Source organism: Streptomyces sp. LaBMicrA B280 (assembly GCF_049222185.1).
Lineage (GTDB): Bacteria > Actinomycetota > Actinomycetes > Streptomycetales > Streptomycetaceae > Streptomyces > Streptomyces murinus.
The window spans coordinates 1-26,095 of record NZ_JBMJCT010000002.1 but is presented as its reverse complement, the minus strand read 5'-3'; the positions used below and the strand labels follow the sequence as shown (position 1 = coordinate 26,095).

Genomic DNA, 26,095 nt, shown 5'->3' with positions numbered 1-26,095 from the left:
CGCATGACCCGACGCCTGTGCTCGCTCTCACGGCAGCCGGCCCCGTCCTTCGGACCGGGGCTGACCGCCGAGCGGCAGGCCGCGCTGCTCGCCGGGCGGCGCATGTGGGTCAACGGCACGGTCCTGCACTACTGCTTCCTCGACACCGACCACGACGCCTCGGTCATCCCGGTCCCCGGGACCGGGGAGCTGCGCCGGGTGACGTGGGCGGGCGGCAAGGAGCAGCTGGACGTGGTCCGCGAGTGCTTCGCGCAGTGGGAGGCGCTCGGCATCGGGGTCGCCTTCACGGAGGTCGGCGACCGGGGGGAGGCCGAGCTGCGGATCGGGTTCCAGGCCGGCGGGGGTTCCTGGTCGGCGGTGGGCCGCGAGGCCCTCGCCGTCGGCCGGGGCGAGCGCACCATGAATCTCGGCTGGGACGTGACCGCGCAGGGGGAGCGCGGCACGGTCCTGCACGAGATCGGGCACGCGCTGGGCCTGGTGCACGAGCACCAGAACCCCTGCGCCGGGCTGCACTGGGACGACGAGGCCGTCTACGCGGAGTTGGCGGGCCCGCCGAACCACTGGAGCCGGGACACGGCGTACACCAACGTCCTGCGGGCGCTGGACGCCGGGGAGTCCAGGGGCGCGGTGTGGGACCCGCGCTCGGTGATGGCCCTGCCGTTCGGTCCGGGGCTCGTGCTGGAGCCGGAGCAGTACCGCGGGGGACTGCGTCCGGCCGAGCAACCCTCGGACCGGGACCGGGAGTTCGTCCTGCGCTGGTACCCGGGTACCACGCCCGGACCCGACCCGCTGGTGCCGTTCTGTTCGGCACCGCTGGGCCTGGGTCCGGGCGAGCAGGCGGACTTCGTCGTCGAGCCGACGGGGACCCGCGACTACACCGTGGGGACCTTCGGCGACGCCGACACCGTGCTCGTGGTCTTCGAGGAGCGGGACGGGGAGCCGCGTTTCCTCGCCGGCCACGACGACGGCGGCACCCCGGACAACGCCCGGTTGCGGGTACGGCTCGTCCGGGGCCGCCGCTACTTCGTCCGCGTCCGCGTCTACTCCGTCTGGGGGGCGGGACAGACGGCGGTGATGTGCTGGTGAGCACACGCGGGCGGCACGGTCCATAGTCCGGCACCCAGGGGGGGAGCGGGCGCGTACGTCACCCACGGGGGAGGTGACGTGCGCGCCCGCGCCGCTGCCCTGCCGCTGTTACGAGGCGGCCCGCTCGGCCGGGGCGGCGGCGTCGGGGTGCGCCAGGCCCAGGTGCTCGCGCAGGGTGGTGCCCTCGTAGTCGGCGCGGAAGACGCCCTGTTCCTGGAGGAGCGGGACCACCTTGTCGGCGAACGGGTCGAGGCCGCCCGGGGTGATGTGCGGGACGAGGATGAACCCGTCGGAGGCGTCCGCCTGCACGAACTCGTTGATGGTCCGGGCCACGGTGGCGGGGGCGCCCACGAAGGTCTGCCGGTTGCCGTTGTTGATCACCAGATCGCGGATGGACCACTTGTTGGCCTCGGCCAGCTCGCGCCACTCGCGGGCGATGGCGACCGGGTCCCGGTACATCCGCACCTGGGCGCGGCCCCGGGAGATGTGCTCCTCGCTCACCAGCGGATCGATCTCGGGCAGCGGGCCCTCCGGGTCGTACCCCGACAGGTCGCGGTTCCAGACGAACTCCAGGTGCTTGAGCGCGGTGGCCCCGCTGACCTGTCGGCGGCGCACCTCGCGGGCGAGTTCACCGGCCTCGGCGTCGGTGTCGCCGAGCACGAAGGTCGCGGCGGGCAGGATGAGCAACTGGTCGGGGCGGCGGCCGTACTTGGCGAGGCGGCCCTTGACGTCGGCGTAGAAGGCGCGGCCCTCCTCCAGGTGGGAGTACCTGCTGAAGATGGCGTCCGCCCCGGCGGCGGCGAACTCGCGGCCCTCGTCGGAGTCGCCCGCCTGGAAGATCACCGGGCGGCCCTGCGGGGAGCGCGGCACGTTGAACCGGCCGTGGATGTCGAAGTGCTTCCCCCGGTGCGCGAAGGCCCCGGCCCGCGCGTGCCGCAGGAAGGCGCCGGTGTCCTGGTCGGCGAGGATCTCGTCGCCGCTCCAGGAGTCGAACAGCTCGTGCGCGGTGGCCAGGAACTCCTGGGCGCGTGAATAGCGTTCGTCCCGCGGCAGGAAGCCGCCGCGGCGGAAGTTCTCGCCGGTGAAGGCGTCCCAGGAGGTGACCACGTTCCACGCGGAGCGGCCGCCGGAGAGGTGGTCGAGGCTGGCGAACTGGCGGGCCACCTCATAGGGCTCGTTGAACGTGGAGTTGATGGTGCCGGTCAGTCCGATCCGGTCGGTGACGGCGGCGAGCGCGGCCAGCACCGTGAAGGTGTCGGGGCGGCCGACCACGTCCAAGTCGTATATCTGCCCGCCCTGTTCGCGCAGGCGCAGGCCCTCGGCGAGGAACAGGAAGTCGAACTTGGCGCGTTCGGCGGTGCGCGCGAAGTGCGCGAAGGAGCTGAACTCGATATGGCTGCCGGCGGCCGGGTCGCTCCACACGGTGGTGTTGTTGACGCCGGGGAAGTGGGCGGCCAGATGGATCTGCTTCAGCGGCTTGCTCATGGTCGTACGGTCCTCCGGCTCAGACGGCGGTGGCAGCGGCGGCAGTGGCGGCGGTGTAGCGGTTGGCGGGGCGGGCGAGGCCGAGCAGGCCGCGCAGGGTGTCCGCCTCGTAGGCGGTGCGGAACCGGCCCCGGCGCTGGAGCTCGGGCACCAGGTCGCGGCTGATCCGGGGCAGGTCGTGCCCGGCGACGGCGGGCCGCAGCCGGAACCCGGTCAGCCCCGCGCCCGCCAACTCCTCAAGGAGATCGGCGAGTTGTGCCGCCGTGCCGGTGAAGATCGGCGCGTCACCGGTGTACGGCTCCGCCGCGAGCGCGTCCAGTCGCGCCCGCCGCGCCTCGGCCTCACCCGCGCTGTCGTCCAGGAAGACCAGGAGGTCCCCGAAGACATGCAGGGTCTCCCCCGCCCGCCCGGCGCTCCGCTGCTCGGCGCGGATCTCGGCCACGATCGCGCGGGCGTGCGCCGTATCGCGCGGGGTGACGTAGCCGACGTCGGCCCCCCGGGCCAGCAGCCGGTACGGCACGGTGTCGTGCGCGAGGGCGCTGACCAGCGGCTGCCCCTGGGGCGGGCGGGGGGTGATGGAGGGGCCCTTGACGCTGAAGAAGCGGCCCTCGAAGTCGATGTAGTGCAGCTTGTCCCGGTCGACGAACCGGCCGGTCGCGCGGTCGCGGATCTCGGCGTCGTCCTCCCAGCTGTCCCAGAGCCTGCGCACCACCTCCACGTAGTCGGCCGCCTCCTCGAACAGCTCGGTGACCAGGCCCTGGGCGTCCGGGCTGTCGTACGCCTCGATCCGCTCGACCGTACGGCGGCCGAAGTGGTCGGCCACGTCCGGCCGGGCGGTGATCCGCACCCGCAGCCCGGCGCGGCCGGTGCTGACGTAGTCGAGGGTGGCGATCGCCTTGGAGATGTGGAACGGCTCGGTGTGGGTGGCCACCACGGTCGGGACCAGGCCGATGTGCCGGGTGAGCGGGGCGATGCGGGAGGCGACGAGCACCGCGTCGAGCCGGCCGCGTACCTGGTCGGTGCGGTCGTCGGGCTCCAGCGGGTGCGCGGACTGGGGGCCGAGGCCGTCCTCGATGGTCACGAAGTCGAGCAGACCCCGCTCGGCCTCGGCGACCAGATCGGCCCAGTATCCGGCGGTGAACAGCTCGTCCGGGCGGGCGACGGGCTCCCGCCAGGAGGCGGGGTGCCAGCCGGTGCCGTCCAGGGCGACGGCGAGGTGGATGCGAGGGTCGGAGTGGGAGTCGGGGTGGGAGTCGGGGTGGGTCAAGGAGGGGGCAGAGGACACGAGTTGGCGCCTTCCTGGGTGTCCGTACGAGGGCGCGCCGGGCCCCGCCGAGGGCGGGTCACGGCGGCGGGCGGGCGCGGCGGGACGGGAGATCCGCGCGGCCGCGAGGGCGGAGGGGGAGCGTCAGGCGCGACAGAGCGCGCCGGCCACGCGCTGGAGGTCGATATGGGGCCGGGAGTACAGCACGGCGGAGCGGGCGGTCCGCAGGACGCGTGCGCACGGAAGGTGCCTCGGGTCCTCGGTCATCTCCGCCACCTCCGTCCACCGCGCTCGGCGGGCCGCCCCTACGGCGGCCGCACCCATCTCGTCCTGAGGCACAACACCCCGGCCCCACTCGGTGTTCCCGGCCGCGGGAGCCGTTCGGGCCGGCTGCTCAGGAATCGCTGAGCGGCAGTCCGGGCGGGTTGACCCGGGACTTCGCCACGGCCTCGTCGGAGAGGTGGTAGGCGGCCAGCCACTTCGCGTACTGCCCGTTCTCGATCAGGTGGTTGACGGCGTCCGCGATGGGCTCGGCGAGGCCGCTGTCCTTCTTCGTGGTGGCCGCGATCAGCCCCTGGAGGCTCGCGCCCGCCCCGGAATAGGTTCCCGCGCTACGGGTCGGGTTCGGCGACTTCGCGGTCTGGGTGACGTGGTAGGCGACGCCGGGGTTCGCCGCGAAGTAGGCGTCGATCCGGCCGCCGGACAGCGCCAGATAGGTCGCGTTCTTGCTGGCGTAGTGCTTGACGGTGAGGGTCTTGCCCTCGGCCTTCAGCTTGCTCTGCCACTCCAGGAGGATCTTCTCCTGGTTGGTGCCGTTGTCGACGGCGACCGTCTTCCCGGCGAGGTTCTCGTAGTTCCCGCCGAAATTCCAGGTGCTCTTCTTCAGCACCTCGAAGCCCACGTTGTCCTTGCGGTACGAGGCGAAGTCGTACTTCTTCTTGCGTTCCTCGGTGTCGGTGATGTTCGCGAAGCCGACGTCGGCCTTGCCGCTGTCGATGCCGACGAACATGTTCTCCCATGTGGCGTTGGACAGTCGGGGTTTGAGGCCGAGGACCGCGGCGACCAGGCGGCCGAGGTCGGGCTCGGCGCCGGTGAGGGTCCGCTGGTCGCCGCCGATGTAGGCGAGCGGCGGGAAGCCGTCGGGCAGCGCGCCCACGACGATGTTCAGGGTGCCCCGCTCGCGGACGGCGGCGGGCAGTTCGGCGTGCAGCGAGGCGACCTCGGGGACCTTCAACTCGGTCTGTCTCGCGGCGCCGTTGGACACCCTGCCCACGGTCACCGTCCCGGCGGCGTCGGTCGTGGTGGCCGCTTCGCCGCTGCCGCCGCAGGCGGCGAGGGTGCCGACGAGGGAGGCGACCGCGGTGGCCGCGGACAGACCGCGTATCAGGCTGCGTCGGGTGAGGTGGCTGGGCATGGCTGTCCTTGTCGTTCGATGGTGCGTCCGGGGAGCGGGAAGAGGGGTGGGTCCAGGGGCCGGGGGCGCGGCGCGAGAGGCGGCGGCGGTCATACGGCGGCCTCCCCGCGCAGCCGGGTGCGGAACGCGGCGAGGGCGGCGCGTGCCTTCTGGAGCGGGGTCGGCGGCAGGGCCCGGGTGGCTCCCCGGGCGAAGTACCGCTCGACGTAGAACTGGACGATCGAGACGGCGCTGGTCAGGATCAGGTACCAGACGGTGGCGACCAGCAGCAGCGGCACGATGTCGCCGGGGTAGGTGCTGCCCATGGTCTGCACGGAGCCGAACAGGTCGAGCAGCGACACGTAGAACACCAGGGACGTGCTCTTGACCAGGCCGATGAGCTGGTTGACGTAGTTGGGCGTGATGGAGCGCAGCGCCTGCGGCAGCACGATCCGGGTGAACTGGTAGCTCCTGGGCAGACCGAGCGCGGCGGCCGCCTCGTGCTGGCCCTGGTCGACGGAGAGCAGCCCGCCGCGCACCACTTCGGCCGCGTACGCCGCCTCGTTGAGGCCGAGTCCGATGACGGCGACCGTCATGTCGGTGGCGAGCCTCGACTCGTCGAAGGTGACGAAGGCGGGCCCGAAGGGGATGCCGAGGCTCAAGGTCTTGTAGAGGGCGCTGAAGTTGTAGAGGAAGATCAGTACGACGATCAGCGGCACGGAGCGGAACAGCCAGGTGTAGGTCCAGCTGACGGCGCGCAGCACCGGGCTGCCGGACTGCCGCGCGAGGGCCAGCAGGACCCCGCCGATCAGCCCCGATACGGCGCTCAGGGCGGCGACTTCGAGGGTGACGAGGAGGCCGTCCAGGACCGTGGGCCGCAGGAACCAGTAGCGGAAGCGGTCCCACTGGTAGAAGGGGTTGGTGGCCAGGCCGTGCGCGATCTGGGCGACGACCACCAGGACGACGGCGGTGGTGATCCAGCGGCCGGGTCGGCGCAGCGGCCGAACGCGCTGTGCGGCGGGGGGTGTTGACGGCTCGGTGGCGGGCGGCGCCTCGGCGAGCGAGACGGCGGCGCCTGGGGGTCGGCTCATGGCGGGCTCCGGCGAGGGGCGGGGCGAGACAGGGAGGGGCGGGGCGTGTTGCGGGGTACGACGGACCGGGCGCGGCCCGCCGTACGGCGCGGGGCGTGCGACGGGACGCGTCGGAACGCGCGGAAACGGGACCGTAGTTGGTCCGGAGAACGGAGAACGGGGCGGGCCGCCGCGGCGGCGGGCCCGGGGTCCGGGGCTACGGCCGCCGGGGCGGGAAGGTGGAGATCAGCCCCGGCAGGCGCGGGTGGCGCCCGGCGCGGTACACAGCGCGCTGCTGACCCGCAGCAGGTCGACGGCGCGGTCCGCGACCAGGGCGGTGCGCGGCGGTACGCAGCCCTGGGGGCGGCTCAGGGCCGTCCGGGGAGCTGCGTACATGGCGTCACCTGTCACTGTCATGGCCCCGGAGCGCCGCGCGCTCACCGAAGTCGTCGTCCGGTCCGGCGCTGACGCTCTTGACCGCATCTGAGCGGCAAGTAATCCAGTCGGCGCCGCGAATGTCAACGCCCGTCCGTCACGTGGACATCGCCAAGACCGGGTTCACCTGCGAGAAGCGTCCGGGGAGCCGCTCGCGTGGGCCGCCCAGTCCAGGATCTGGACGGCGGCTCCGGCGGCCTCCAGGCCCCGGCAGTGGCCCTGGTGGCGGCGCGCGATGCCGTCGAGGTCGAGATGACGGCCGAAGGCGGGGTGACCGGCGAGGCGGCGGGCGTAGGCCCACAGGGCCCGGTGCCCGGCGATGCGCTGCACGGCGGACGCGTCGAGATGGCAGCGGTGCACCAGGTCCAACTGCACCAGAGCCACCCAGAGTTCGACGTCGGCCGCGGTGAGCCTGCCGTCGGCCAGGTACTCCTCCCCCGCCAGCCGCCGCTCCAGCCGGCCCAGGGTGTCCAGCAGCACCTCGAGCGCGGCGGCCCGCTCCGCCGGACCGGCACCGGCGCGTCCGGCGCGCTGGGCGGCCTCCTCGATGCCCTCGGCGCACATCCGCTCGACGGACTCGATCACGGACTCCAGACCGGGCGGGAACAGGGGGTTCTCACGACCGCGCGGGAAGCGGTCCAGGTCGCGCAGGATGTCACGGGCGTGGGTGCTGACGATGCGTCCGGACCAGTCGTCGCTGAGCACGGGGGCGAGCGCCGGGCCCCGGTAGTGGTGGGCGCTGGCCTCGTACAGCGGGCGCAGCTCGGCGTGGCCGCCGTCATGGCCGTCCGGGAGCGCGGGCAGGAAGGTGACCGGACAGCTGTCGTCCAGGCCGAGCAGGGCGTGCCCGACGGCGAGGCGCAGTCCGCCGGGACAGGCGGTGGACAGATGGAGGCGGTAGCGGTGGGGCACGGCGTAGTGGCCGCTGCGCGCGTCCCGGCCGAGCCGGCCCCGGAAGTCGGGCGCGGTGACGCGGTGGGCGGGTGGGACGGCGGCGAGCGGAGTGATGGACATGCGTCTCCCCGGGTGGTGGGCGTGCGAGGGCGCGTCGGCGGGAGCCGTCGGAGGGTGGCCGCGCGGGCCTGTTCGGCGAAGGGCGTGGTTCAGCGCGTCAGCGCGGGTCGCCCAGGGCGCTGCAGACGCGCAGCAGATCGATGTGCCGGCGGGAGGTGAGCAGCGGGGTGCGCGTCGGCGTCCGGCCCGCTCGGCCGGTGACCGCTTCGAGGCGCGCCATGATTTCCTACCTGTTCACTAGGATTCCCTGTCAGGAAGTCTCGATCCCCCTCGGCCCGGCGTCAAGAGGGTGTCCACCGCCGGGGGCCCGGGGCCCTCCCGGGGCCCGCTCCTCAGGGCTCCCGGTGCTCGGACGCCGCCCGTTCCAGCTCCGCCGCCTCCGCCCGGGCCAGCCGTGCCTCCGCCTCGACGTCGAGGGAGCGGGTCAGCCACCAGTACAGGAGGGCGGAGACGGGCAGCCCGATGAACAGGGAGATGTCCGCGCCGCCGAGCGCCTTCGCGGCGGGGCCCACGTACAGGGTGCCGACGGAGAAGAACGGGACCATGACCCCGAAGCCGACCAGGTAGGAGATGATCCCGTGCCAGCCCCAACGGCCGTAGATGCCCCGGGGGTTGAAGATCTCGGCGACCGCGTAGTGGCCCCGGCGCACCACGTAGTAGTCCATGAGGTTGACCGCGGTCCACGGGATGAACAGATAGAGGACCAGCAGCAGGAAGTCATTGAAGTCGGCGAGGAAGTGGGCGGTGGCGGCGAGCGCGCCGATCACGGAGAGCGCGGCGGTCAGGGCGAGGGTGAGCAGCCGCACGGAGAGCGTCGGCCGTACCCGTCGTACCGAGTCGATGGCGCTGATGAGGGTCAGCGAACCGCCGTACATGTTGAGCGCGGTGACGGAGATCAGGCCGAGGGCGGCGAAGAGCAGCACGATCGCGCCGAAGCCGTCGAAGATCTTGTCACCGGCGGCGTCGATCGAGGTGATGGTCTCGAAGTGCGCGCCCGCCCAGGCCGCGAGCAGGGTGCCGAGGACCATCATCCAGATGCCGCCGAGCGCGGAGCCGAAGTAGGTCCAGTAGAAGGTCTTGCGGACGGTCACGTCCGGCGGCAGGTAGCGGGAGTAGTCCGAGACGTAGATGGCCCAGCTGATCTGGTATCCGGCGACCACGCCGAACTGGGCGAGGAACGGCGTCCACTTGAAGGCGCCGAGGTCGAAGGAGCCGGCCGGGTAGTGCAGGGTGAGCAGGATGCCGACGGTGAAGATCCCGAAGACGACCAGGAAGACGTAGGTCAGGATCCGTTCGGCCTTGTGGATGATGTCGTAGCCCACCAGGGCGATCACGAGCGCGACCACGGTGACCGCGAGGACCCAGGGCTTGACCCCGCCGTGCAGCGTGGTGTGCAGGGCGTCGGCGGCGAGGATGCTGTTGAAGACGTTGAACCCGGCGTACTGCACATAGGCGAAGAGCCACACCAGGAGCGCGCCGACATAGCCGAACTGCGGCCGCGACTGGATCATCTGCGGCAGGCCCAGCTGGGGTCCCTGGGCGGAGTGGAAGGCCATGAAGAAGGTGCCGAGGACGGTGCCGGCGACGATGGCCAGCAGCGACCAGACGAGGTTGCCGCCGCCGGTGATGCTGATCAGCCCCACGGCCAGGGTGGCGATCTGGGCGTTGGACATGAACCACAGGGGCCCCAGGTGCCACAGTTTGCCGTGCCGCTCGTTCAGCGGGACGTAGTCGATGGACCGGACCTCGATCCCGGACGTCCTGCCCTGCGCCGACCCGCTCATGCCGCCTCCCGAGCCCGTTGCGTCACTCGGATCACATGGTGCACCGGCGCGGGCCCGGTGACGAGAGCGCGGACGACGACGCCCCGGGCGATCACCGCGGGCCCTACGGCACCGGAGAGGGCGCCGGAGATATCACGGCCGGAGGGGCCCTCCGGCTCAGTTTTTCCGTGCACGGAATGCCCGGACGAGACAAGAAACGGCGATTTTGCGACAGGTAGGGGCATCGCCGACCATGACGGGGTCCCGGCGATCCCGGGACGTCGGCTTGATGAGAGGCGCACCATCCATGCACGTCACCGGAACCGCTCCCGCGCCGGCTCCGGCCCCCTCGGAGAGCCTCACGGCGCCCGTCGGGGACCCCCAGGGACCGCCCGGCAGCCGGCACGCGCGCCGGTTCGGGCTGCCCGTGGCCACCGCACTGGTCATGGGCAACATCATCGGCGGCGGCATCTTCCTGCTGCCCGCCTCCATCGCCCCCTACGGCACGGTCAGCCTGGTCGCCTTCGGCGTGCTGACGATCGGCGCCATCGCCCTCGCGCTGACCTTCGGCAAGCTCGCCGCGCGCGATCCGCGCACCGGCGGCCCCTACGTCTACGCCCGCGGCGCGTTCGGCGACTTCGCGGGCTTCCTCGCGGCCTGGTCGTACTGGATCACCACCTGGGTGTCGAACGCCGCGCTGGCCGTGGCCGCCGTCGGCTATCTGGACGTGCTGATCCCGGTGGGCGGACACCGCTGGACCGCGTGTCTGGCCGCGCTGGCGATCCAGTGGCTGCCCGCGCTCGCCAACTTCGCCGGTACCCGCTACGTGGGCGCCGTGCAGCTGGTCTCCACGGTGCTGAAGTTCGTGCCGCTGCTGCTCGTGGCGGTCGGCGGGCTGTTCTTCTTCGACCCCTCCCGGCTCGGCCCGTTCAACTCCAGCGGCCACGGCGCGATCGGCGCGGTGTCCGCCTCCGCCGCGCTGCTGCTCTTCTCCTACCTCGGGGTGGAGTCCGCCGCGGTCAGCGCCGGTGAGGTCAAGAACGCCCGGCGCAATGTGGGCCGGGCCACCGTGATCGGCACCGCGGGTGCCGCGCTGGTGTACCTGCTGGGCACGCTGTCCGTGTTCGGTACGGTCGACCACCACCGGCTGGTCCACTCCACCGCGCCCTTCTCGGACGCCGTGAACGCGATGTTCGGCGGCAGCTGGGGCGGCTGGGCAGTGGCGCTCGCCGCGCTGGTGTCGATGATCGGCTGCCTGAACGGCTGGACCCTGCTCAGCGCCCAGACCCCGTACGCCGCCGCCCGCGACGGGCTCTTCCCGGCCGCCTTCACCCGGCGCCGCCGGGGCGTGCCGACGGTCGGCGTCGCCGTCACCGTGGTGCTGGCGTCCCTGCTCACCGCGTACAACTACCTCTCCGGCTCCGGCCGGGTCTTCGAGGTCCTGGTCCTCGTCACCACGTTCACCGCGACCGTCCCCTATCTGCTGGCCACCGCCGCCCAGCTCTTCCACCTCCTTTCCGGCCGCGCCGACCAGGTGGACCGGGGGCGGCTGGTCCGGGACGCGGTGGTCACCTCGGTCGCCGCCGCCTTCTCGATCTGGCTGATGGCGGGCGCCGGTTACGCGGCGGTGTACCAGGGCGCGCTGTTCCTCTTCGCCGGTGTCCTCGTCTACGCGGTGATGACGGCGCGCCGGGCCCGCACGGCGGCGGCCGGGCAGCACACCTCGTAAGCCCCGCCCGCGACCCGGGGGGCGGTCACTTCCCCCGGTCGCGGGCCCTGCGGAACCGGTCCAGGCCCTCGGCCAGCTCGATCACCGGGTCGGGGTAGTCCAGCGCGGCACGCTCCGCGCCGGGCAGCTTCCACGGCTCGTGCACGAACCGGTCGGTGAGGCCCGCGAGTTCGGGTACCCAGCGGCGCACATAGCCGCCGCCGGGGTCGTGACGCCTGGCCTGGGCGACGGGGTTGAGGACCCGGTTGGGGCGGGTGTCCGTGCCGGTCCCGGCGACCCACTGCCAGTTGAGCTGGTTGTTGGCGATGTCGCCGTCGACCAGCCAGCGCAGGAAGTGGTCGGCGCCGATCCGCCAGTCGACGTAGAGCGTCTTGGTGAGGAAGGACGCGGTCAGCAGCCGGGCCCGGTTGTGCATCCAGCCCTCGTGGCGCAGCTGCCGCATCGCCGCGTCGATCACCGGATAGCCGGTACGGCCCTCCCGCCAGGCCTCGATGTCGGCGCGCGCGGTCTTCTCCGTGCGCCAGCGGTCGCCCTTGGTCCGGTAGTCGGCGCGGGCGACCGCCGGGCGGGCGGCGAGTACCTGGCGGTGGAAGTCGCGCCAGGCGAGCTGTCGTACCAGCGCCTCGGCGCCCGGACCGCCGTGGCGGCGGGCCCGCTGGACCAGTTCCACCGGGGACAGGGTGCCGAAGTGCAGATGCGCGGAGAGCCGGGAGGTGGCGTCGGCGGCCAGGTCGTCGTGGGTGTCCTCGTAGGCGTCCAGGCCCGTGCGCCAGTAGGCGGTCACCCGCTTGCGGCCCTCGCTCTCGCCGCCGGTCGGCAGGGCGGGCGAGACACCGGTGACGTCCTCGCGGGCGGGCGGCTGTTCGCCCTTCACCCCGTCCGGCACGGGCACCCGGCGCGGGGCGGCCAGGGGCGCGCGCAGCCCGGCCCGGGCCCAGCGGCGGTGGTACGGCGTGAAGACCGCGAAGTGGTCGGAGCCGGCCGGGGTCACCTCGCCCGGCGGCACCGCCACGGTCACCGCATCGTGCACGGACAGCCGCCGCCCGTCGGCCGCCAGCGCCCGCCGCAGCAGGTCCTCCCGGCGGGTGGCGAAGGCGCTGTGCGCGGCGGCCAGATGCACCTCGTCGGCGTCCGCCGCCGCCGCCACGCCGCAGACCTGCGCCACCAGGTCGCCGGAGCGCACCACGAGCCGTCCGCCGCGCTCGCGCAGGGACGCGTCCAGGTCGGCCAGGCAGTCGGCGAGGAAGGCGGCGCGGTTCGGGGTGGCGAACCCGGCCGCCTCGACGGCGCGGTCGCGGACGAACAGCGGCACGACCTCGTCGGCGGCGGCCAGCGCCGCGCGCAGCGGCGGATGGTCGTGCAGGCGCAGGTCGGAGGTGAACAGGACGACCGAGACGGACATGGCGATCAGCCTATTCGGGGTGGTCGGGGGCGGTGCGGGCGCCGGGCGGCGCGGCGGGACCGGACGTGGGTTCGGGTGCCGCGGGTCCGGGGCCGGATGCCGGTGCTCATCGTGCGTCGTCGCGGGTGCGGTCGGCGGCGCGCACGATGTTGCGGGCCATGCCGCCGAAGACGACCGCGTGGAAGGGCGAGACGCTCCACCAGTACAGATGGCCGAGCAGCCCGCGGGGGTGGAACAGCGCCCGCTGCCGGTACCGGACCCCGCCGTCGCCGTCGTCCACCCGCATCTCCAGCCAGGCCAGGCCCGGCAGCCGCATCTCGGCGCGCAGCCGCAGCAGCCGGCCGCGTTCGATCTCCTCCACCCGCCAGAAGTCCAGCGAGTCGCCCACCCGCAGCCGCCGCGCGTCCCGGCGGCCCCGGCGCAGGCCCACCCCGCCGACGAGCCGGTCGAGCCAGCCGCGTACCGCCCAGGCCAGCGGGAAGGAGTACCAGCCGTTCTCCCCGCCGATGCCCTCCACCACCCGCCACAGCGCCTCGGGCGGCACGTCCGCCTCGCGCTCGCGCACATCCGTGTACAGGCTGCCGCCCGCCCAGTCCGGGTCGGTGGGCAGCGGATCGCTCGGGGCGCCCGGTACGGCGGCGGAGGACCAGCGGGTGACGACCTGGGCCTCGCGGACCCGCTGGAGCGCCAGGGCGAGCGCCCGGTCCAGGCCGAGGGGGTGGCCGGGCGGGCTCGGCACGTACCGTTCGATGTCGTTCTCGTGGCAGACGACCTCGTGCCGCAGCGACTCGGTCAGCGGGCGCGCGATACCGGCCGGTACCGGGGTCACCAGACCGACCCAGTAACTGGACAGGCCCGGCGTGAGCACCGGCACCCGCACGATCACCCGCTTGGGCAGCCCGGCGGCGGAGGCGTAGCGCTGCATCATGTCCAGGTAGGTGAGCACCTCGGGGCCGCCGACGTCGAAGGCGCGGCTGACGTCCGGGGGCAGCTGCGCGCAGCCCACCAGGAGGCGCAGCACGTCCCGTACGGCGATGGGCTGGATCCGGGTGTGCACCCAGCGCGGGGTGACCATCACGGGCAGCCGTTCGGTGAGGTAGCGCAGCATCTCGAAGCTCGCGGAGCCGGAGCCGATGATGACGGCGGCGCGCAGCACGGCGGTCGGCACGCCCGAGTCGAGCAGGATGCGGCCGACCTCGGCCCGGGAGCGCAGATGCGGGGACAGCTCGCGCTCGGGCACCCCGGCCGGGGTCAGGCCGCCGAGGTAGACCAGGCGTTTCACCCCGGCCAGGCGGGCCTGCTCGCCGAAGACGCGGGCCGCCCGCCGGTCGGTGCGTTCGAAGTCGCGGCCGGTACCGAGGGCGTGCACCAGGTAGTAGGCCACGTCCATGCCGTCCATCGCCCGCGCCACCGAGTCCGGGTCCGTGACATCGCCCCGGACGATCTCCACCCGGTCGGCCCAGGGGTGGTCGCGCAGCTTGTGCGGGGTGCGGACCAGGCAGCGCACCCGGTGTCCGGCGTCCAGCAGTTCCGGCACGAGCCGGCCGCCGATGTATCCGCTGGCGCCGGTGACCAGACAGGCCGGTGAGCCGTCCTCGTGCGCGCCGTCGGCCACTGTCTCGTCCGCCACGGATCCGCCCCGTCCATGTTCGTGTCCCGGTGCGTCGGATCGCGCTCCCGGCTGACTCCAGGGTGGCGGCCGCGTGGGGGGACGCGCCTGGGGCGTGGGCCGATCGGGTGATGTACGGCGGGTGCCGTAGGGCAGGTGACCTACGACCGGTGCCGTAGGGCAGGTGACGTACGCGTGGTCCGGGGCGGGGCCCCTCGGTCATTCGCTGGGTTGCAGCGGGCTCTCCTCCGCGACGCCCGGCCGTGACTGCTCCTCCGCCACGCCCAGCCGTGCCTGCTCCTCCTCGACGATCCGGCGGGCCAGCTCGGTGTCCGAGACGTCGACCGCGTCCGGGGTCGCCTCGGCCACGGCGCTGCGGCGCGCGTAGGCGTCGAACAGGCGGGTCTTGGCCGCGAGCATCTTCACCAGGCGTTCGTCCACGCCCCCGGTGGCGAGCAGCCGGTACACCCGTACCGGTCTGACCTGCCCCATGCGATGGGCGCGGCCCACCGCCTGGTGTTCGACGGTCGGCTTGATCTGGGGTTCGCAGATGATGACGACGGAGGCGGCCTGCATGTTGAGGCCGACCCCGGCCGCCTGGATCTGCGCGAGGAGCACCGCGGGGCCGGACGCGGCGGCGAAGTCGTCCACGAGCCGCTGGCGCCGCGCGGCCGGGACGCCTCCGGTGAGCGGCCCGAACAGGACGGTGTCCGGGGCGAGTTCGTCGCGCACCACGTCCAGTACGTCCCTGAAGTTGGAGAAGACGACGGTCTTCTGTCCGTTCTCCCCGGCCTCCCGGACGATCTCGCGGAGCCGGTCCAGTTTGGCCGATCCCTCGGGGCGCGCGTAGGCGGCCCGGCGCATCGCCATGAAGTTGCCCGCGCGCACGGCCTCCCGGTACGCCTCCTCGTCCGACGCGCTGAGCTGCTCCCACTCGTCGGACTGCTGGAGGCTGGGCAGTTCGGTCAGTACGTCCACCTGGTTGCGCCGCAGATAGACCGGGGCGACGGCCTTGCGGAAGGCCACCGAACCGGCCGGGGCGTCCCCCTCGCCAAGGGAGTCCGCTATCCCGGGGTGCAGCATGCCGACCAGGTTGCGGAACTCGACGACCCTGTTCTCCATGGGAGTTCCGGTCATGAACAGGGCGCGGTCGCAGTGCTCCGCCCATCCGGCCACCGCCTGGGACCGCTTGGCCTTCGGGTTCTTCACACAGTGCGCCTCGTCCACGACGAGCAGTCCGACCTCGCCGCCCCCCGGCTCCGGGAAGCCGCGCAGCGCGTCGAACGTGGTCACCGCGACCCCGCCCCGCCCCTTCCAGTCGGCGAACGCCTCGTGCCGGTCGGGTCCGTGCAGCACCATGACGCGCAGGGTGCTGCGGGCCTCGATCTCCCGGGTCCAGTTGACGAGGACGCTCGCCGGGCAGACCACCATGAAGTGGCTCTGCCCCTCGGCCGCGAGGTGTGCCAGTACGGCGATCGCCTGGATGGTCTTCCCGAGGCCCATCTCGTCGCCGAGGATCACCTTGCGCTGCGCGAGGACGAACCGCGCGCCGAACGCCTGGTAGCCGCGCAGCGAGACGCGCCGGTGCTCCTCGGCGAGCTGCTGGGTGCGGACGCGCTCGGCGACCTCGTCCGGCAGGAAGCCCTCGGCGGCGGCCGCGTCCGGCTGCCGCCCGGAGATCTCGGCGAGCAGGCCGTAGTACTCGGCGGAGCGCAGCTCGAAGTCCACCCAGGCCGCGATGTCGGACGAGGTGCCGCGCAGCAGGTCCACCGAGGTCTGGGCCAGCGACTCGGGCAGGCCCGCGGCTTCCGCCTCGGCGACGAGGGAGCGGATCTCGGCGAGCGCGGTCAGGGCGCGGGCCCGCTTGTCCCGTCCGGCCAGCAGCATCCTGAACCGTCCGGCGGCGGGCTTCGCCTCGGTCAGCAGCGGGCCGAGGCGCTTCGCGAGGGCCCCGGCCCCGTCCACCGTGCGCCGGGCCGCCGGACCCGCTTCCACCAGGACGTGCAGGGCCTCGACCAGGGCGGTGGTCGCCGGTTCCGGCCGGTCGACGTCGATATGGACGGCCACCGTCTCGTGCACGGCCTCGGACAGCCGTCGGGCGGCGGCGAGCATCTGGTCGACGGTGCGCTGTCCGACGCCGGGGATCTGCCGCAGCCGGTACGGCCCCGCTTCGAGGACCTGGCCGACGGTGCTCAGACCGCTCTTGTCGACGTTCCCCAGCCGCAGCCGGCCCTCGGTGACGTCCTGCAACCGGGCGACCGGGATGGCGTCGAGCTCCCGCTTGACCAGCGCGTCATGGAGGGGCTTCAGCGCCGCGCGCACCGCCTCGACCGCCCTGGCGTGATCACCGGCCACCGTCTGCGCGGCCTCGTACAACCGCGCGCCACCCGCGAGTACCTCCCGCCCCTCGTGCCCCACCCTGACCGCCCCCACTCCTCGCAACCGGACGCACACATCCCCGGAACATAAAAGATTCCCATACGACGGAGGGTGGGGAGGCCGGAGTGCGTACGACGGGGCGGGGGAGGTTGCGGTGGGTCGGCGGGGGCGGGGGCGGGCGGGTGAGCCCGGCGTCACCCCAAGGCCGCCACCGGACGCGCCCCGTCGGTCAGCGGCGGATCAGTCCGAGGTCCGTCGCCGTGGCGACCGCCGCCGTGCGGGAGTCGACGGACAGTTTCGTGTAGACGCGGGCGAGGTGGGACTTGACGGTTCCCTCGGTGAGGTGGAGGCGGTGGCCGATGGCCTGGTTGGAGAGGCCGTCGGCGACCAGCGTGAGGACCTCGGTCTCGCGCCGGGTCAGCGCGGTGCCCGGCATGCGCAGCCGGTTCATGAGCCGCTCGGCGACCGTGGGCGCGAGGGTGGTGCGCCCGGCCGCGGCGGTGCGCACGGCGGCGGCCAGATCCTCCGGCGGCGCGTCCTTGAGCAGGTAGCCCGTGGCCCCGGCCTCGATGGCGGGCAGGGTGTCCGCGTCGGAGTCGTACGTCGTGACGACCAGTACGCGCGGCGCCCCCGCCCTGGCCGTGATCCGCGCGGTCGCCTCCGCGCCGCCCATCCCCTTGCCGAACTGGAGGTCCATCAGCACCACGTCGACATCACCTCCGGCGGCCCGGGCCACGGCCTCCTCCGCGGTGGCGGCCTCGGCCACGACGACCAGGCCCGGCTCGGTCTCCAGCACGGCCCGCAACCCGGCCCGTACCACGGGGTGGTCGTCGGCCAGGAGCAGCCGGATGGGGGCGTGCGGAGAGCTGTCGTCGGTCACGGGCGGGCCTCGGGCGTGGTGTCGGATACGGGAGCGGGCGTGGTGTCGGACACGGGGGCGGGCGTGCCGTCGTACATGATCCCGGACGCGCTGCCCGGCGTACCGTCGGCGGGCCCGTCGAGCGGCAGCCGGGCGGTCAGGGACGTGCCCTTGCCCGGCGCGGATCTGATGGTCAGCGTGCCGCCGAGGTCATGCATCCGGGCGCGCATCGCCGCCAGTCCGAACCCGCCGCCCGCCGGGTCGGGGGCGGGAGACGGGGCGGGGTCGAAGCCGGTGCCGTCGTCGGTGACGCCGAGGGCGACGTGGTCGCCGAGGTAGCCGAGGGTGATCTCGGCGCCGGTGGCACGGGCGTGCCGCACCGTGTTGGCGAGGGCGGACTGGGCGATGCGCAGCAGGGCGACCTCGCGCTCCGTGGCCAGCGGGACCGGGTCGCCGGTGAGGTGGAAGCGCACGGCGATCCGGTGGTGGTCGCCGGTGGTGGCGCACAGCCGGGCCAGCGCGTCGGCCAGCGTGGTGCCGTCCAGGGCGGGCGGGGTGAGCGCGGCGACGAAGCGGCGGGCCTCGGCGAGGTTGTCCACCGCGGCCTGGCGGGCCGCCGCCACATGACCGGCGGCGGCTTCGGGCCGGCCGGGCAGGGCGCGTTCGGCGGCGCGCAGCAGCAACTGGATGCTGGAGAGGCCCTGGGCGAGGGTGTCATGGATCTCGCGGGCCAGGCGTTCGCGTTCGGCCAGCACCCCGGCCGTGTGCTGGACCCGGTCCAGGTCGGCGCGGGTGGCGGTGAGTTCCTCGATCAGGTGCCTGCGCCGCTCGCTCTCCCGGTACAGGGCCTGATAGCCCCGTACCACCGCGACCGCGACCGCCGCGCCGAGCGCGGGGCCGATCGCCATGGCCGCGCCGAAGGAGCCCTGATGGGCGGCGAAACCGGCGACGGCCGCCGCCGCGGTCGCGGCCACGGCGGCGAGCCCGGACCGGCGCGGCAGCAGATGCAGCTGGAGGAAGTACAGCGGGAACGCCATCCACACGGCGTCGGCGGACAGCGCCAGCAGCACCAGCCAGACGGCGCCCACCGCGGCGAGCCACAGCGCGGCGATCTCGTCCAGGCGGCCGACGCGGCCCTGGAAGGAGGCGCCGACGGACTCGAACTCCGCCTCGGTCTCGTGTACCTCTCCTCGCCTGAGGAGTACCGGGACCGCTATCCGGTGACCTGGCCGCTGGCCCGGCCGCGTACACCACGGCGCAGGCCGCGGCGACGGCGACGACCGGCCACGCGGCGGACCGTTCGTCGGCGACGGCGCGCCAGCCGGCCAGCGTGAGCAGGCCGAGGACCAGCAGGTGCAGGCACCAGGACAGGGCCCGGGTGGTCGGGGTCAGGGCGGGGGAAGCGGTGTTCACAGTGCCTCCCAGGCTACGGAAGCCGCAGGCCTTGCGGCCTCTGTCGAAAGGTGGAGTCCGCCCGCCGTCTTCCGGCCCGTGAAGTGCCGTCCTGCGCCGGACGCGCAACCGAGGGCCCGGCGGCGACGGTGGGGGCCTACCGCTTTTCCCCGCCGGAAGGACAGCCGAGGCCGTGTTCGTCGCCTGGAGAGATCTGAGGTTCGCCAAGGGGCGCTTCGCCCTGATGGGAACCGTCGTCGTACTGATCACCCTGCTGGTCGGGCTGCTGTCCGGGCTCACGGCCGGACTGGGCCGGCAGAACATCTCGGCGATCACGGGACTGCCCGCCACCGGGATCGCCTTCCAGGCCCCCGCCCGCGGCCAGGCTCTGTCGTACGCCGACTCCGCCGTCACAGAGGCCCAGCTGCGGCTGTGGGCGAAGGCCCCCGGCGTCGAGAGCGCCGAACCGCTCGGGATCAGCACCACCAAGGCCACCGCCGGGAACCACAGCTCGGGGGTCTCCGTCTTCGGCGTCCGGCCCGGCTCCCCTCTCGCCCCGGACGGCGACCGGCTCGACGCCCGTACGGTGGTGCTCTCCACCGGCGCCGCCGACGACCTCGGCGTGACGGCGGGCGGCTCCCTCACCCTCGCCGGGCGACGGCTGACGGTCGCCGCGGTGCGGGGCGACGCCTTCTTCAGCCACACCCCGGTCGTCTGGACCAGCCTCGACGTCTGGCGCCGCACCGCGCCGCCCACCGGTGACGGGGAGCGTCCGGCCGCCACCGTCCTCGCCCTGACCACCTCCGGGGCCGACCTCGCGGCCGTCGACCGGCGGGCGGGGACCAGGACCGTCTCCACCGCCGACTCGCTGTCCGCGATCGGCTCCTACACCTCCGAGAACGGCTCCCTCCAGCTGATGCGCGGCTTCCTGTTCGCCATCTCCGCCCTGGTCATCGGCGCCTTCTTCACCGTGTGGACCATCCAGCGCGGCGCCGACGTCGCCGTGCTGAAGGCCCTGGGCGCCTCCACCGCCTACCTCCTCAAGGACGCGCTCGGCCAGGCCGTCGTGCTGCTCGTCGGCGGCACCCTGCTCGGCACCGGCGTCGCCGCCGCCCTGGGCGCCCTCGTCGTGGGCGGCGCCGTGCCGTTCGTCCTCTCCCCGGGCACCGTCCTGGTCCCGGCCGCGGTGACGGTCGTACTCGGTGCCCTCGGGGCCGCGCTGTCCGTCCGCCGCATCACCTCCGTCGACCCGCTGACCGCCCTGGGGAGCGCCCGATGAGCCTGTGCCTGAGCGACATCACCCTCACCTATCCCGACGGCGACACCCGGCTGACCGCCCTGGACCGGGTCACCCTGGAGGTACCCAGGGGCAGCCTGACCGCCGTGGTCGGCCCCTCCGGTTCCGGCAAGTCCAGCCTGCTGGCCGTCGCCGCCACCCTGATCACACCGGACACCGGCACCGTCACCATCGACGGCACCCGCACCACCGGACTGAGCCGGGGCGAGCTGACGGAGCTGCGCCGGGGCCGGATCGGCATCGTGTTCCAGCAGCCCAATCTGCTGCCCTCCCTCACCGCCGCCGAACAGCTCCAGGTCATGGCCCATATCGACGGCCGCTCCCCCGCCGGGGCGCGCGCCCGGGCCCGGTCTTCCTCCCCCCACCCCCAAAGAACACCCCCGTGTCATGGCCCCTCCCGACGCCCCCTCCCCCCCCGGTTCCCCCCCCCGGGCCCGGGCGCTCCTCGACGCGGTCGGCCTCGCCGACCGGGCCGGGCGCCGCCCCCACCAGCTCTCCGGCGGCCAGCGCCAGCGCGTCAACATCGCCCGCGCCCTGATGAACGACCCCACCGTCCTGCTGGTCGACGAACCCACCAGCGCCCTGGACCACGAGCGCGGCACCGCCGTCCTCGACCTGCTCACCCGGCTCACCCGGGAACGGGACACCGCCACCGTCCTGGTCACCCACGACCGCACCCACCTCGCCGCCGCCGACCGGATCACCGAGGTACGGGACGGGCGGCTCGTGCCGGTGCCGGGGCCGGCGGGGTGACGTGCCGGGTCAGACGGCTATCTCGCCCGGCATCCGTGCGGCTACCTTGGCCGCCATGGCAGACAGGTTCCGGCGACCCGGTCGGCTGCGTCGGCACGCGGGCTTCGACGGGCGTGCCGGGCAGGCGGCCTTCGAGGCGCTGCACCGCGCGTCCCTCGCGGCACCGGCGTTGCGCGCCGGGCTGACCGAGACGTCGGCCGGTGCGGCCGCCCGGCATCTGCGCGAGCTGCTGGGCGCCCCGGGTCTCGCCGTCACCGACACCGAGCGGATGCTGGCCTGGGACGGCACCGGCAGGCACCATGGCGCGGGCGCGGCGGAGCTGGCGGCGGAGGTGCTGGCCGGCGGCGGGAGTGCCGTGCTGAGGGCGGACCGGGTGTGGTGCGGGGACCTGCGCTGTGAGCTGCGCGAGGCGGTCGCGGTGCCGCTGGTGGTGGAGGACCGCGTCGAGGGCGCGCTGCTGGTCTACGCCCCGGCTGTGTCGGCGGGCCTGGTCCGGGCCGCGGGCGAGGTGGCGCGCTGGACCTCGGGTCAGCTGGAACTCGCGGAGTCGCACCGCTCCCGTACCCGGCTGGTGGAGGCGGAACTGCGGGCGCTGCGCGCGCAGATATCGCCGCACTTCTCCTGCAACGCGCTGACCGCGATCGCCTCCCTGGTGCGTACCGATCCGCAGCGGGCCCGTGAACTGCTGCTGGACTTCGCCGACTTCACCCGCTACTCGTTCCGTCGGCACGGCGAATTCACCACACTGGCCGAGGAGTTCCGCTCGATCGGCCAGTATCTGGTGCTGGAACAGGCGCGGTTCGGGGACCGGCTGTGCATCGATGTCCAGGCGGCCGTGGAAGTGCTGCCGGTGGCCGTGCCGTTCCTGTGTGTGCAGCCACTGGTGGAGAACGCGGTGCGGCACGGTTTCGAGGGCAGCACCGGGCCGGGGCGGATCACCGTACTCGCGTGGGACGTCGGCGCCGAGGCGCACATCACGGTGGAGGACGACGGGGCCGGCATGGACCCCGAGAGGCTGCGGCGCATCCTGGTCGCGGGGGGCGTGTCCGCGCCGGGCGGCGGCGGTTCGGGCGGGGTGGGCCTCGGCAATGTCGACGCCAGGCTGCGGCGGGTGTACGGCGACGCGTACGGGCTGGTGGTCGAGACCGCGCCCGGCGCGGGCACCAAGGTACGGCTGCGGGTGCCCAAGTACCGTGCGGGGGTGACGGCACCTCCGACCGGGATCCCCCGCGCGTGTGGCCAATCCCACACTCCTTGAGTGATTGACCAACTATATGAGCGCTGCTCATATTTGCGCATGCTGCGCATCCTGGTGGTCGACGACGAGCCGCACGCCCGCGACGAGCTGGTCTACCTGCTCGGGCTGCATCAGGGCGTCGGCCCCGTCGAGTGCGCGGCGGACGGCCCCGCCGCCCTGCTGGCGCTGGACCGCGCCCTGGCCCACCGGCAGCCCGTGGACGCGGTCTTCCTCGACATCCGGATGCCCGGTCTGGACGGACTCGAGGTGGCCCGGGTGCTGTCCCGCTTCGCCGAGCCGCCGCCGGTCGTGTTCGTCACCGCGTACGACGACTTCGCGGTGCCCGCCTTCGAGGTGCGCGCCCTCGACTACCTCCTCAAGCCCGTCCGCGCCGAACGGCTCGCGGAGACCGTCCGGCGGATCGCCGAGCGGCAGGCCCCGCCCCTCGCGCCCGGGGATCCGGCCCCCGCGCCCCCGCCCGTGCCACCCGCGCCCGCCGCCGAACCGTCCGCCGAACCGTCCGCCGACGACGAGACGATCCCCGTGGAGATCTCCGGGGTGACCCGCTTCGTGCGGCGCTCCGAGGTACGGCATGTGGAGGCGTGCGGCGACTATGTGCGCCTGCACCTCGCCTCCGGGAGCTGTCTGCTGCGGGCCCCGCTGTCCAGCCTGGAGGAGCAGTGGCAGGACGCCGGATTCGTACGGGTGCACCGCCGCCATCTCGTCGCCACCGGCCATATCGAGGAACTGCTCGCCGACTCCGGGCGGTTGTCGGTCCGGGTGGCGGGCACCGTGCTCCCGGTCAGCCGCCGCAGCAGCCGCCGGCTGCGCGAACTGATGCTGCCCGTGTCCGGCCTCCCGCGCGGCGGACGGGCCGCCCATGGGTGACCCGTCCCGGCGGGTGAGCGTCAGCCACCCCCGCACCCGTGCCGCCCGGCCCGGGCGGCGGGACGCGGCGGTGCGCGACGTACACGAGCAGACCCCGCTCGGCGAGGTGTACATGAAGGCGCTGATGCGCACCCAGCTGCGGCTGGGCCTGCTGGTCTGCGCCGCGGTCTGTCTGCCGCTGGCCGCCCTGCCGCCGCTGCTCGGGCACGTATCGGTGCCGCACTGGGCGCGGCCGTGGGGCGCCGGACCGCCCTGGCTGGTCCTGGGGCCGCCCGTCTACGCGCTGCTGGTGGCGGCCGGGATCTGCTACGTCCGCCGGGCCGAGCGCAACGAACGCGACTTCGACGAACACGTGCGCCGCTCATGAACAGCCGCCCGCCGACCCGCCCCCTGCTCCCCCGCCTCATGAACGCCCGCCGATGAACGCGCCCGCGAACCTGACGGCCGTCCTCCTCGTCGTCGCCGTGACGGTGGGCATCGGCGGCTACGGCCTGCGGTCCCGTTCCACCCCGGACTTCTACGTCGCCTCCCGTACCGTCTCACCACTGCGCAACGCGGCCGCCGTCAGCGGCGAGTACGTCTCGGCCGCCTCCTACCTGGGCATCGCCGGACTGCTGGCGACCTACGGCAGCACCATGCTCTGGTACGGCATCGGCTACACGGCCGGCTATCTGGTGCTGCTCGTCCTGGTGGCCGCCCCGCTGCGCCGCTCGGGGGCCTACACCGTCTCCGACTTCGCCGAGGCGCGCCTCGGCTCGATGGCGGTACGGCGCACGGCCACCGTGTTCGTCGTCCTCATCGGACTGCTCTACCAAGTGCCCCAACTGGTGGGCGCGGGGCTCGCGTTGCACACAGCCCTCGGCGCGCCCGCCTGGTCGGGGACCGTGCTGGTGACCGCCGTGGTGCTGGTGAGCGTGATCAGCGGCGGGATGCGCAGCGTCACGCTCGTCCAGTCCGTGCAGTACTGGCTGAAGCTGACCGCGCTCGCCGTCCCGGCGCTCGCGCTGCTGCTGGTCTGGCGCGGCGTCTGGCACCCGGCCGGCGGCCCCGCCCCCGTGCCCGTGGCGCACCCCGCGGCCTGGCCCGACGGCGGGCGGGGGCTCTACGGCGTCTACTCGCTGATGGTGGCCCTCTTCCTCGGGACGATGGGCCTGCCGCACGTCACCGCCCGCTTCTACACCAACCCCGACGGCCGCGCGGCCCGCCGTACGACGGTGGGCGTCCTCGGTCTGCTCGGCGTCTTCTATCTGCTGCCCGAGGTGTACGGCGGTCTCGGCCGGCTCTACGCCCCGGGCCCGGCCGCGGCGGACCGGGCGGCGGACACCGAGGTACTGCTGCTGCCCGGACGCCTGGTGCCGGGCACCACGGGCCAGTTGCTGACGGCGCTGGTGGTCGCGGGCGCCTTCGCCGCGTTCCTGTCGACCTGTTCGGGGCTGGCCCTGTCCGTGGCCGCCGTACTGTCGCAGGACCTGTTCGGCGGGGACGTACGGGGCTTCCGCCGGGCCGCCGCGCCCGCCGTCCTGGTGCCCTGCGCGATCGCGCTGCCGCTGTCCGGGAGCGGTATGTCCGTCGCCCACGAGGTCGGCCTGATCTTCTCCGTCGCCGCCTCCACCTTCTGTCCGCTGCTGGTGCTGGGCATCTGGTGGCGGCGGCTGACCGCGGCCGGGGCCGTCGCCGGGATGCTGGTCGGCGGCGGGCTGTCCGCGGCGGCGCTGACCCTCACGCTGCTGGGCGTGGGCGGCACCGGCTGGACGGGGGCCCTGCTCGCCGAGCCCGCGGCCTGGAGCGTCCCGGCCGCCTTCCTGACCATGGTGGGCGGCTCCCTGCTCACGCCCGGCCGGGTGCCCGCGGCGGCCTCCGTGCTGCTGGCCCGGCTGCATCTGCCGGAGGCACTCGCGGCGGCCCCGGCCGACCGCTCGGCACCGGACGGCGACCGTTCGTCCGCCGTCCCCGCCCGTTCGTCGCGCGACGGCCACCACTGATCGACAAGTCCCGTACGGGGGCTCCCCGGTGGCGCGGGTGTGCCGCACAGTAACCGACCAGAGAAAGGCACCGGGCGCATCCGGTCGCCGCTCCCGCGGTTCGCCGTGTCCGCGTCCGCACCGCCTCGCTCCCGGACCGCTGTCCGAGCCCTCTTCCACCCAAGGACCGCACCATGAACGACACCCAGACGCCCGGCACCGACGAGCGGACCCCGGCGGGCCCCGCGGCCACGGGGATCGCCGACCCGGGTCCCCTGGGCCTGGCGGCCTTCGCCCTCACCACCTTCGTGCTCTCCGTCTTCAACGCCGGTCTGATCAAGGACGGCGCGCTGGAGGCCGTGGTGCTGCCGCTCGCCCTCTGGTACGGCGGCATCGCCCAAGTGCTCGCCGGTATGTGGGAGTTCCGCAAGAACAACACCTTCGGCGCCGTGGCCTTCACCTCCTACGGCAGCTTCTGGCTCTCCTTCGCGGCCTACGTCCAGTTCGTCGCCCCGAAGCTCCCGGCGGCCCACGCCCACCAGGCCACCGGGCTGTTCCTGCTCTCCTGGGCCGTCTTCACCCTCTACATGACGATCGTCGCCACCCGGATCAACGGTGTCCTGCTCGCCGTGTTCACGGTGCTGTCGCTGACCTTCGTGCTGCTCGCCGCCGGAGAGCTGGCACAGAGCACGGGCGTCTCGCACGCGGGCGGCTGGGCGGGCCTGCTCACCGCGGTGCTGGCCTGGTACGGCTCGTTCGCCGGGGTGGCCAACGCCACCTGGAAGGACAGGTCCCTGCCGACCTGGCCGCTCGCGGGCTGAGTCCGCCACCGCCGCCCACCCGATCGACGACGACGGAGTCCTGATGAGTGACATGAGCCTGGCCAACCTGCTGAAGGAAGAACGCAGGTTCGCGCCCCCCGCCGACCTGGCCGCACACGCCAACGTCACGGCGGCGGCGTACGAGCAGGCCAAGGCTGACCGGCTCGGCTTCTGGGCCGCGCAGGCCCGCCGGCTGACCTGGGCCACAGAACCGACCGAGACCCTCGACTGGTCGAACCCCCCGTTCGCGAAGTGGTT

The 26,095-nt window shown here is 73.7% G+C and carries 22 protein-coding genes and 2 pseudogenes; 10 read left to right on the top strand and 14 right to left on the bottom strand.

The genetic code is table 11. From position 1 onward, the window contains the following. Positions 1 to 3: 3 nt before the first annotated feature. Positions 4 to 1,086, top strand: coding sequence for a M12 family metallopeptidase (locus ACLF5H_RS01430; protein WP_421674242.1), 1,083 nt, complete (start codon positions 4 to 6; stop codon positions 1,084 to 1,086). Between the two features lie 108 nt (positions 1,087 to 1,194). Here ACLF5H_RS01430 and ACLF5H_RS01425 read toward each other — a convergent pair whose 3' ends face one another. The 9 genes from ACLF5H_RS01425 to ACLF5H_RS01385 all read right to left on the bottom strand — a co-directional run bounded on the left by ACLF5H_RS01425 (position 1,195) and on the right by ACLF5H_RS01385 (position 9,531). Continuing rightward, complete coding sequence (locus ACLF5H_RS01425; protein ID WP_421674241.1) at positions 1,195 to 2,571, bottom strand: NtaA/DmoA family FMN-dependent monooxygenase; 1,377 nt, start codon at positions 2,569 to 2,571, stop codon at positions 1,195 to 1,197. A gap of 19 nt (positions 2,572 to 2,590) precedes the next feature. Continuing rightward, a complete protein-coding gene (locus ACLF5H_RS01420; RefSeq protein ID WP_421674421.1) occupies positions 2,591 to 3,838 on the bottom strand; it encodes an LLM class flavin-dependent oxidoreductase in 1,248 nt (415 codons plus the stop codon). Positions 3,839 to 3,979: 141 nt separating this feature from the next. Next, the gene (locus tag ACLF5H_RS01415; protein WP_421674240.1) at positions 3,980 to 4,102 is read right to left on the bottom strand and encodes a putative leader peptide; all 123 of its coding nucleotides are present in this window, start codon (positions 4,100 to 4,102) and stop codon (positions 3,980 to 3,982) included. Positions 4,103 to 4,229: 127 nt separating this feature from the next. After that, positions 4,230 to 5,249, bottom strand: a complete 1,020-nt coding sequence (locus ACLF5H_RS01410; RefSeq protein WP_421674239.1) for an ABC transporter substrate-binding protein — start codon at positions 5,247 to 5,249, stop codon at positions 4,230 to 4,232. Between the two features lie 89 nt (positions 5,250 to 5,338). Beyond that, positions 5,339 to 6,319: an amino acid ABC transporter permease gene (locus ACLF5H_RS01405; protein WP_421674238.1), complete on the bottom strand. Its 981-nt coding sequence runs from the start codon at positions 6,317 to 6,319 to the stop codon at positions 5,339 to 5,341. A 225-nt stretch (positions 6,320 to 6,544) separates the two neighbouring features. After that, positions 6,545 to 6,694, bottom strand: a complete 150-nt coding sequence (locus ACLF5H_RS01400) for a hypothetical protein (RefSeq protein ID WP_421674237.1) — start codon at positions 6,692 to 6,694, stop codon at positions 6,545 to 6,547. Positions 6,695 to 6,856: 162 nt separating this feature from the next. Then, positions 6,857 to 7,747 (bottom strand): glutathione S-transferase C-terminal domain-containing protein, encoded by an 891-nt coding sequence (locus ACLF5H_RS01395; RefSeq protein ID WP_421674236.1) that lies wholly within the window; start codon positions 7,745 to 7,747, stop codon positions 6,857 to 6,859. 97 nt (positions 7,748 to 7,844) lie between these two features. Continuing rightward, positions 7,845 to 7,967: a putative leader peptide gene (locus tag ACLF5H_RS01390; RefSeq protein WP_365203796.1), complete on the bottom strand. Its 123-nt coding sequence runs from the start codon at positions 7,965 to 7,967 to the stop codon at positions 7,845 to 7,847. Positions 7,968 to 8,079: 112 nt separating this feature from the next. Next, entirely contained in the window at positions 8,080 to 9,531 is a 1,452-nt protein-coding gene (locus tag ACLF5H_RS01385) for a purine-cytosine permease family protein (RefSeq protein WP_421674235.1), read from the bottom strand. Positions 9,532 to 9,817: 286 nt separating this feature from the next. On the opposite strand from ACLF5H_RS01385, the gene ACLF5H_RS01380 reads away from it, so the two are divergent. Then, positions 9,818 to 11,239: an amino acid permease gene (locus ACLF5H_RS01380; protein WP_421674234.1), complete on the top strand. Its 1,422-nt coding sequence runs from the start codon at positions 9,818 to 9,820 to the stop codon at positions 11,237 to 11,239. A gap of 25 nt (positions 11,240 to 11,264) precedes the next feature. Here the strand turns inward: ACLF5H_RS01380 and ACLF5H_RS01375 are convergent, their stop codons facing one another. The 5 genes and pseudogenes from ACLF5H_RS01375 to ACLF5H_RS01355 form a co-directional block, all read right to left on the bottom strand. After that, positions 11,265 to 12,641 carry a cryptochrome/photolyase family protein gene (locus ACLF5H_RS01375; protein WP_421674233.1) on the bottom strand — a complete coding sequence of 459 codons (1,377 nt, stop codon included), beginning with the start codon at positions 12,639 to 12,641 and terminating at the stop codon, positions 11,265 to 11,267. A gap of 106 nt (positions 12,642 to 12,747) precedes the next feature. Then, a complete protein-coding gene (locus ACLF5H_RS01370) occupies positions 12,748 to 14,271 on the bottom strand; it encodes an SDR family oxidoreductase (protein WP_421674232.1) in 1,524 nt (507 codons plus the stop codon). 198 nt (positions 14,272 to 14,469) lie between these two features. Beyond that, positions 14,470 to 16,668, bottom strand: a complete 2,199-nt coding sequence (locus ACLF5H_RS01365) for a DEAD/DEAH box helicase (protein ID WP_421674231.1) — start codon at positions 16,666 to 16,668, stop codon at positions 14,470 to 14,472. Between the two features lie 190 nt (positions 16,669 to 16,858). Next, positions 16,859 to 17,509 (bottom strand): response regulator, encoded by a 651-nt coding sequence (locus ACLF5H_RS01360; RefSeq protein ID WP_421674230.1) that lies wholly within the window; start codon positions 17,507 to 17,509, stop codon positions 16,859 to 16,861. Beyond that, positions 17,506 to 18,901 (bottom strand): annotated as a pseudogene (locus ACLF5H_RS01355) (sensor histidine kinase). Before ACLF5H_RS01355 ends, ACLF5H_RS01360 begins: the two are co-directional and overlap by 4 nt. Before the next feature lie 172 nt (positions 18,902 to 19,073). Between ACLF5H_RS01355 and ACLF5H_RS01350 the strand changes: the two are divergent. The 8 genes and pseudogenes from ACLF5H_RS01350 to ACLF5H_RS01315 all read left to right on the top strand — a co-directional run. Continuing rightward, on the top strand, positions 19,074 to 20,159 hold the full coding sequence (locus ACLF5H_RS01350) for an ABC transporter permease (RefSeq protein ID WP_421674229.1): 1,086 nt from the start codon (positions 19,074 to 19,076) through the stop codon (positions 20,157 to 20,159). Next, positions 20,156 to 20,930, top strand: a pseudogene (locus ACLF5H_RS01345) (ABC transporter ATP-binding protein). Before ACLF5H_RS01350 ends, ACLF5H_RS01345 begins: the two are co-directional and overlap by 4 nt. Before the next feature lie 55 nt (positions 20,931 to 20,985). Beyond that, positions 20,986 to 22,188: a sensor histidine kinase gene (locus tag ACLF5H_RS01340; protein ID WP_421674228.1), complete on the top strand. Its 1,203-nt coding sequence runs from the start codon at positions 20,986 to 20,988 to the stop codon at positions 22,186 to 22,188. A 39-nt stretch (positions 22,189 to 22,227) separates the two neighbouring features. Then, on the top strand, positions 22,228 to 23,055 hold the full coding sequence (locus ACLF5H_RS01335; RefSeq protein WP_421674227.1) for a LytR/AlgR family response regulator transcription factor: 828 nt from the start codon (positions 22,228 to 22,230) through the stop codon (positions 23,053 to 23,055). After that, positions 23,048 to 23,422 carry a hypothetical protein gene (locus tag ACLF5H_RS01330; RefSeq protein WP_421674226.1) on the top strand — a complete coding sequence of 125 codons (375 nt, stop codon included), beginning with the start codon at positions 23,048 to 23,050 and terminating at the stop codon, positions 23,420 to 23,422. The genes ACLF5H_RS01335 and ACLF5H_RS01330 overlap by 8 nt, the downstream gene beginning before the upstream one ends. Before the next feature lie 52 nt (positions 23,423 to 23,474). After that, positions 23,475 to 25,037, top strand: a complete 1,563-nt coding sequence (locus ACLF5H_RS01325; protein ID WP_421674225.1) for a cation acetate symporter — start codon at positions 23,475 to 23,477, stop codon at positions 25,035 to 25,037. 173 nt (positions 25,038 to 25,210) lie between these two features. Next, the gene (locus ACLF5H_RS01320) at positions 25,211 to 25,837 is read left to right on the top strand and encodes an acetate uptake transporter (protein ID WP_421674224.1); all 627 of its coding nucleotides are present in this window, start codon (positions 25,211 to 25,213) and stop codon (positions 25,835 to 25,837) included. A 43-nt stretch (positions 25,838 to 25,880) separates the two neighbouring features. Beyond that, on the top strand, positions 25,881 to 26,095 hold a 215-nt coding region (locus ACLF5H_RS01315), incomplete at its 3' end, for an acetyl-coenzyme A synthetase N-terminal domain-containing protein (protein ID WP_421674223.1).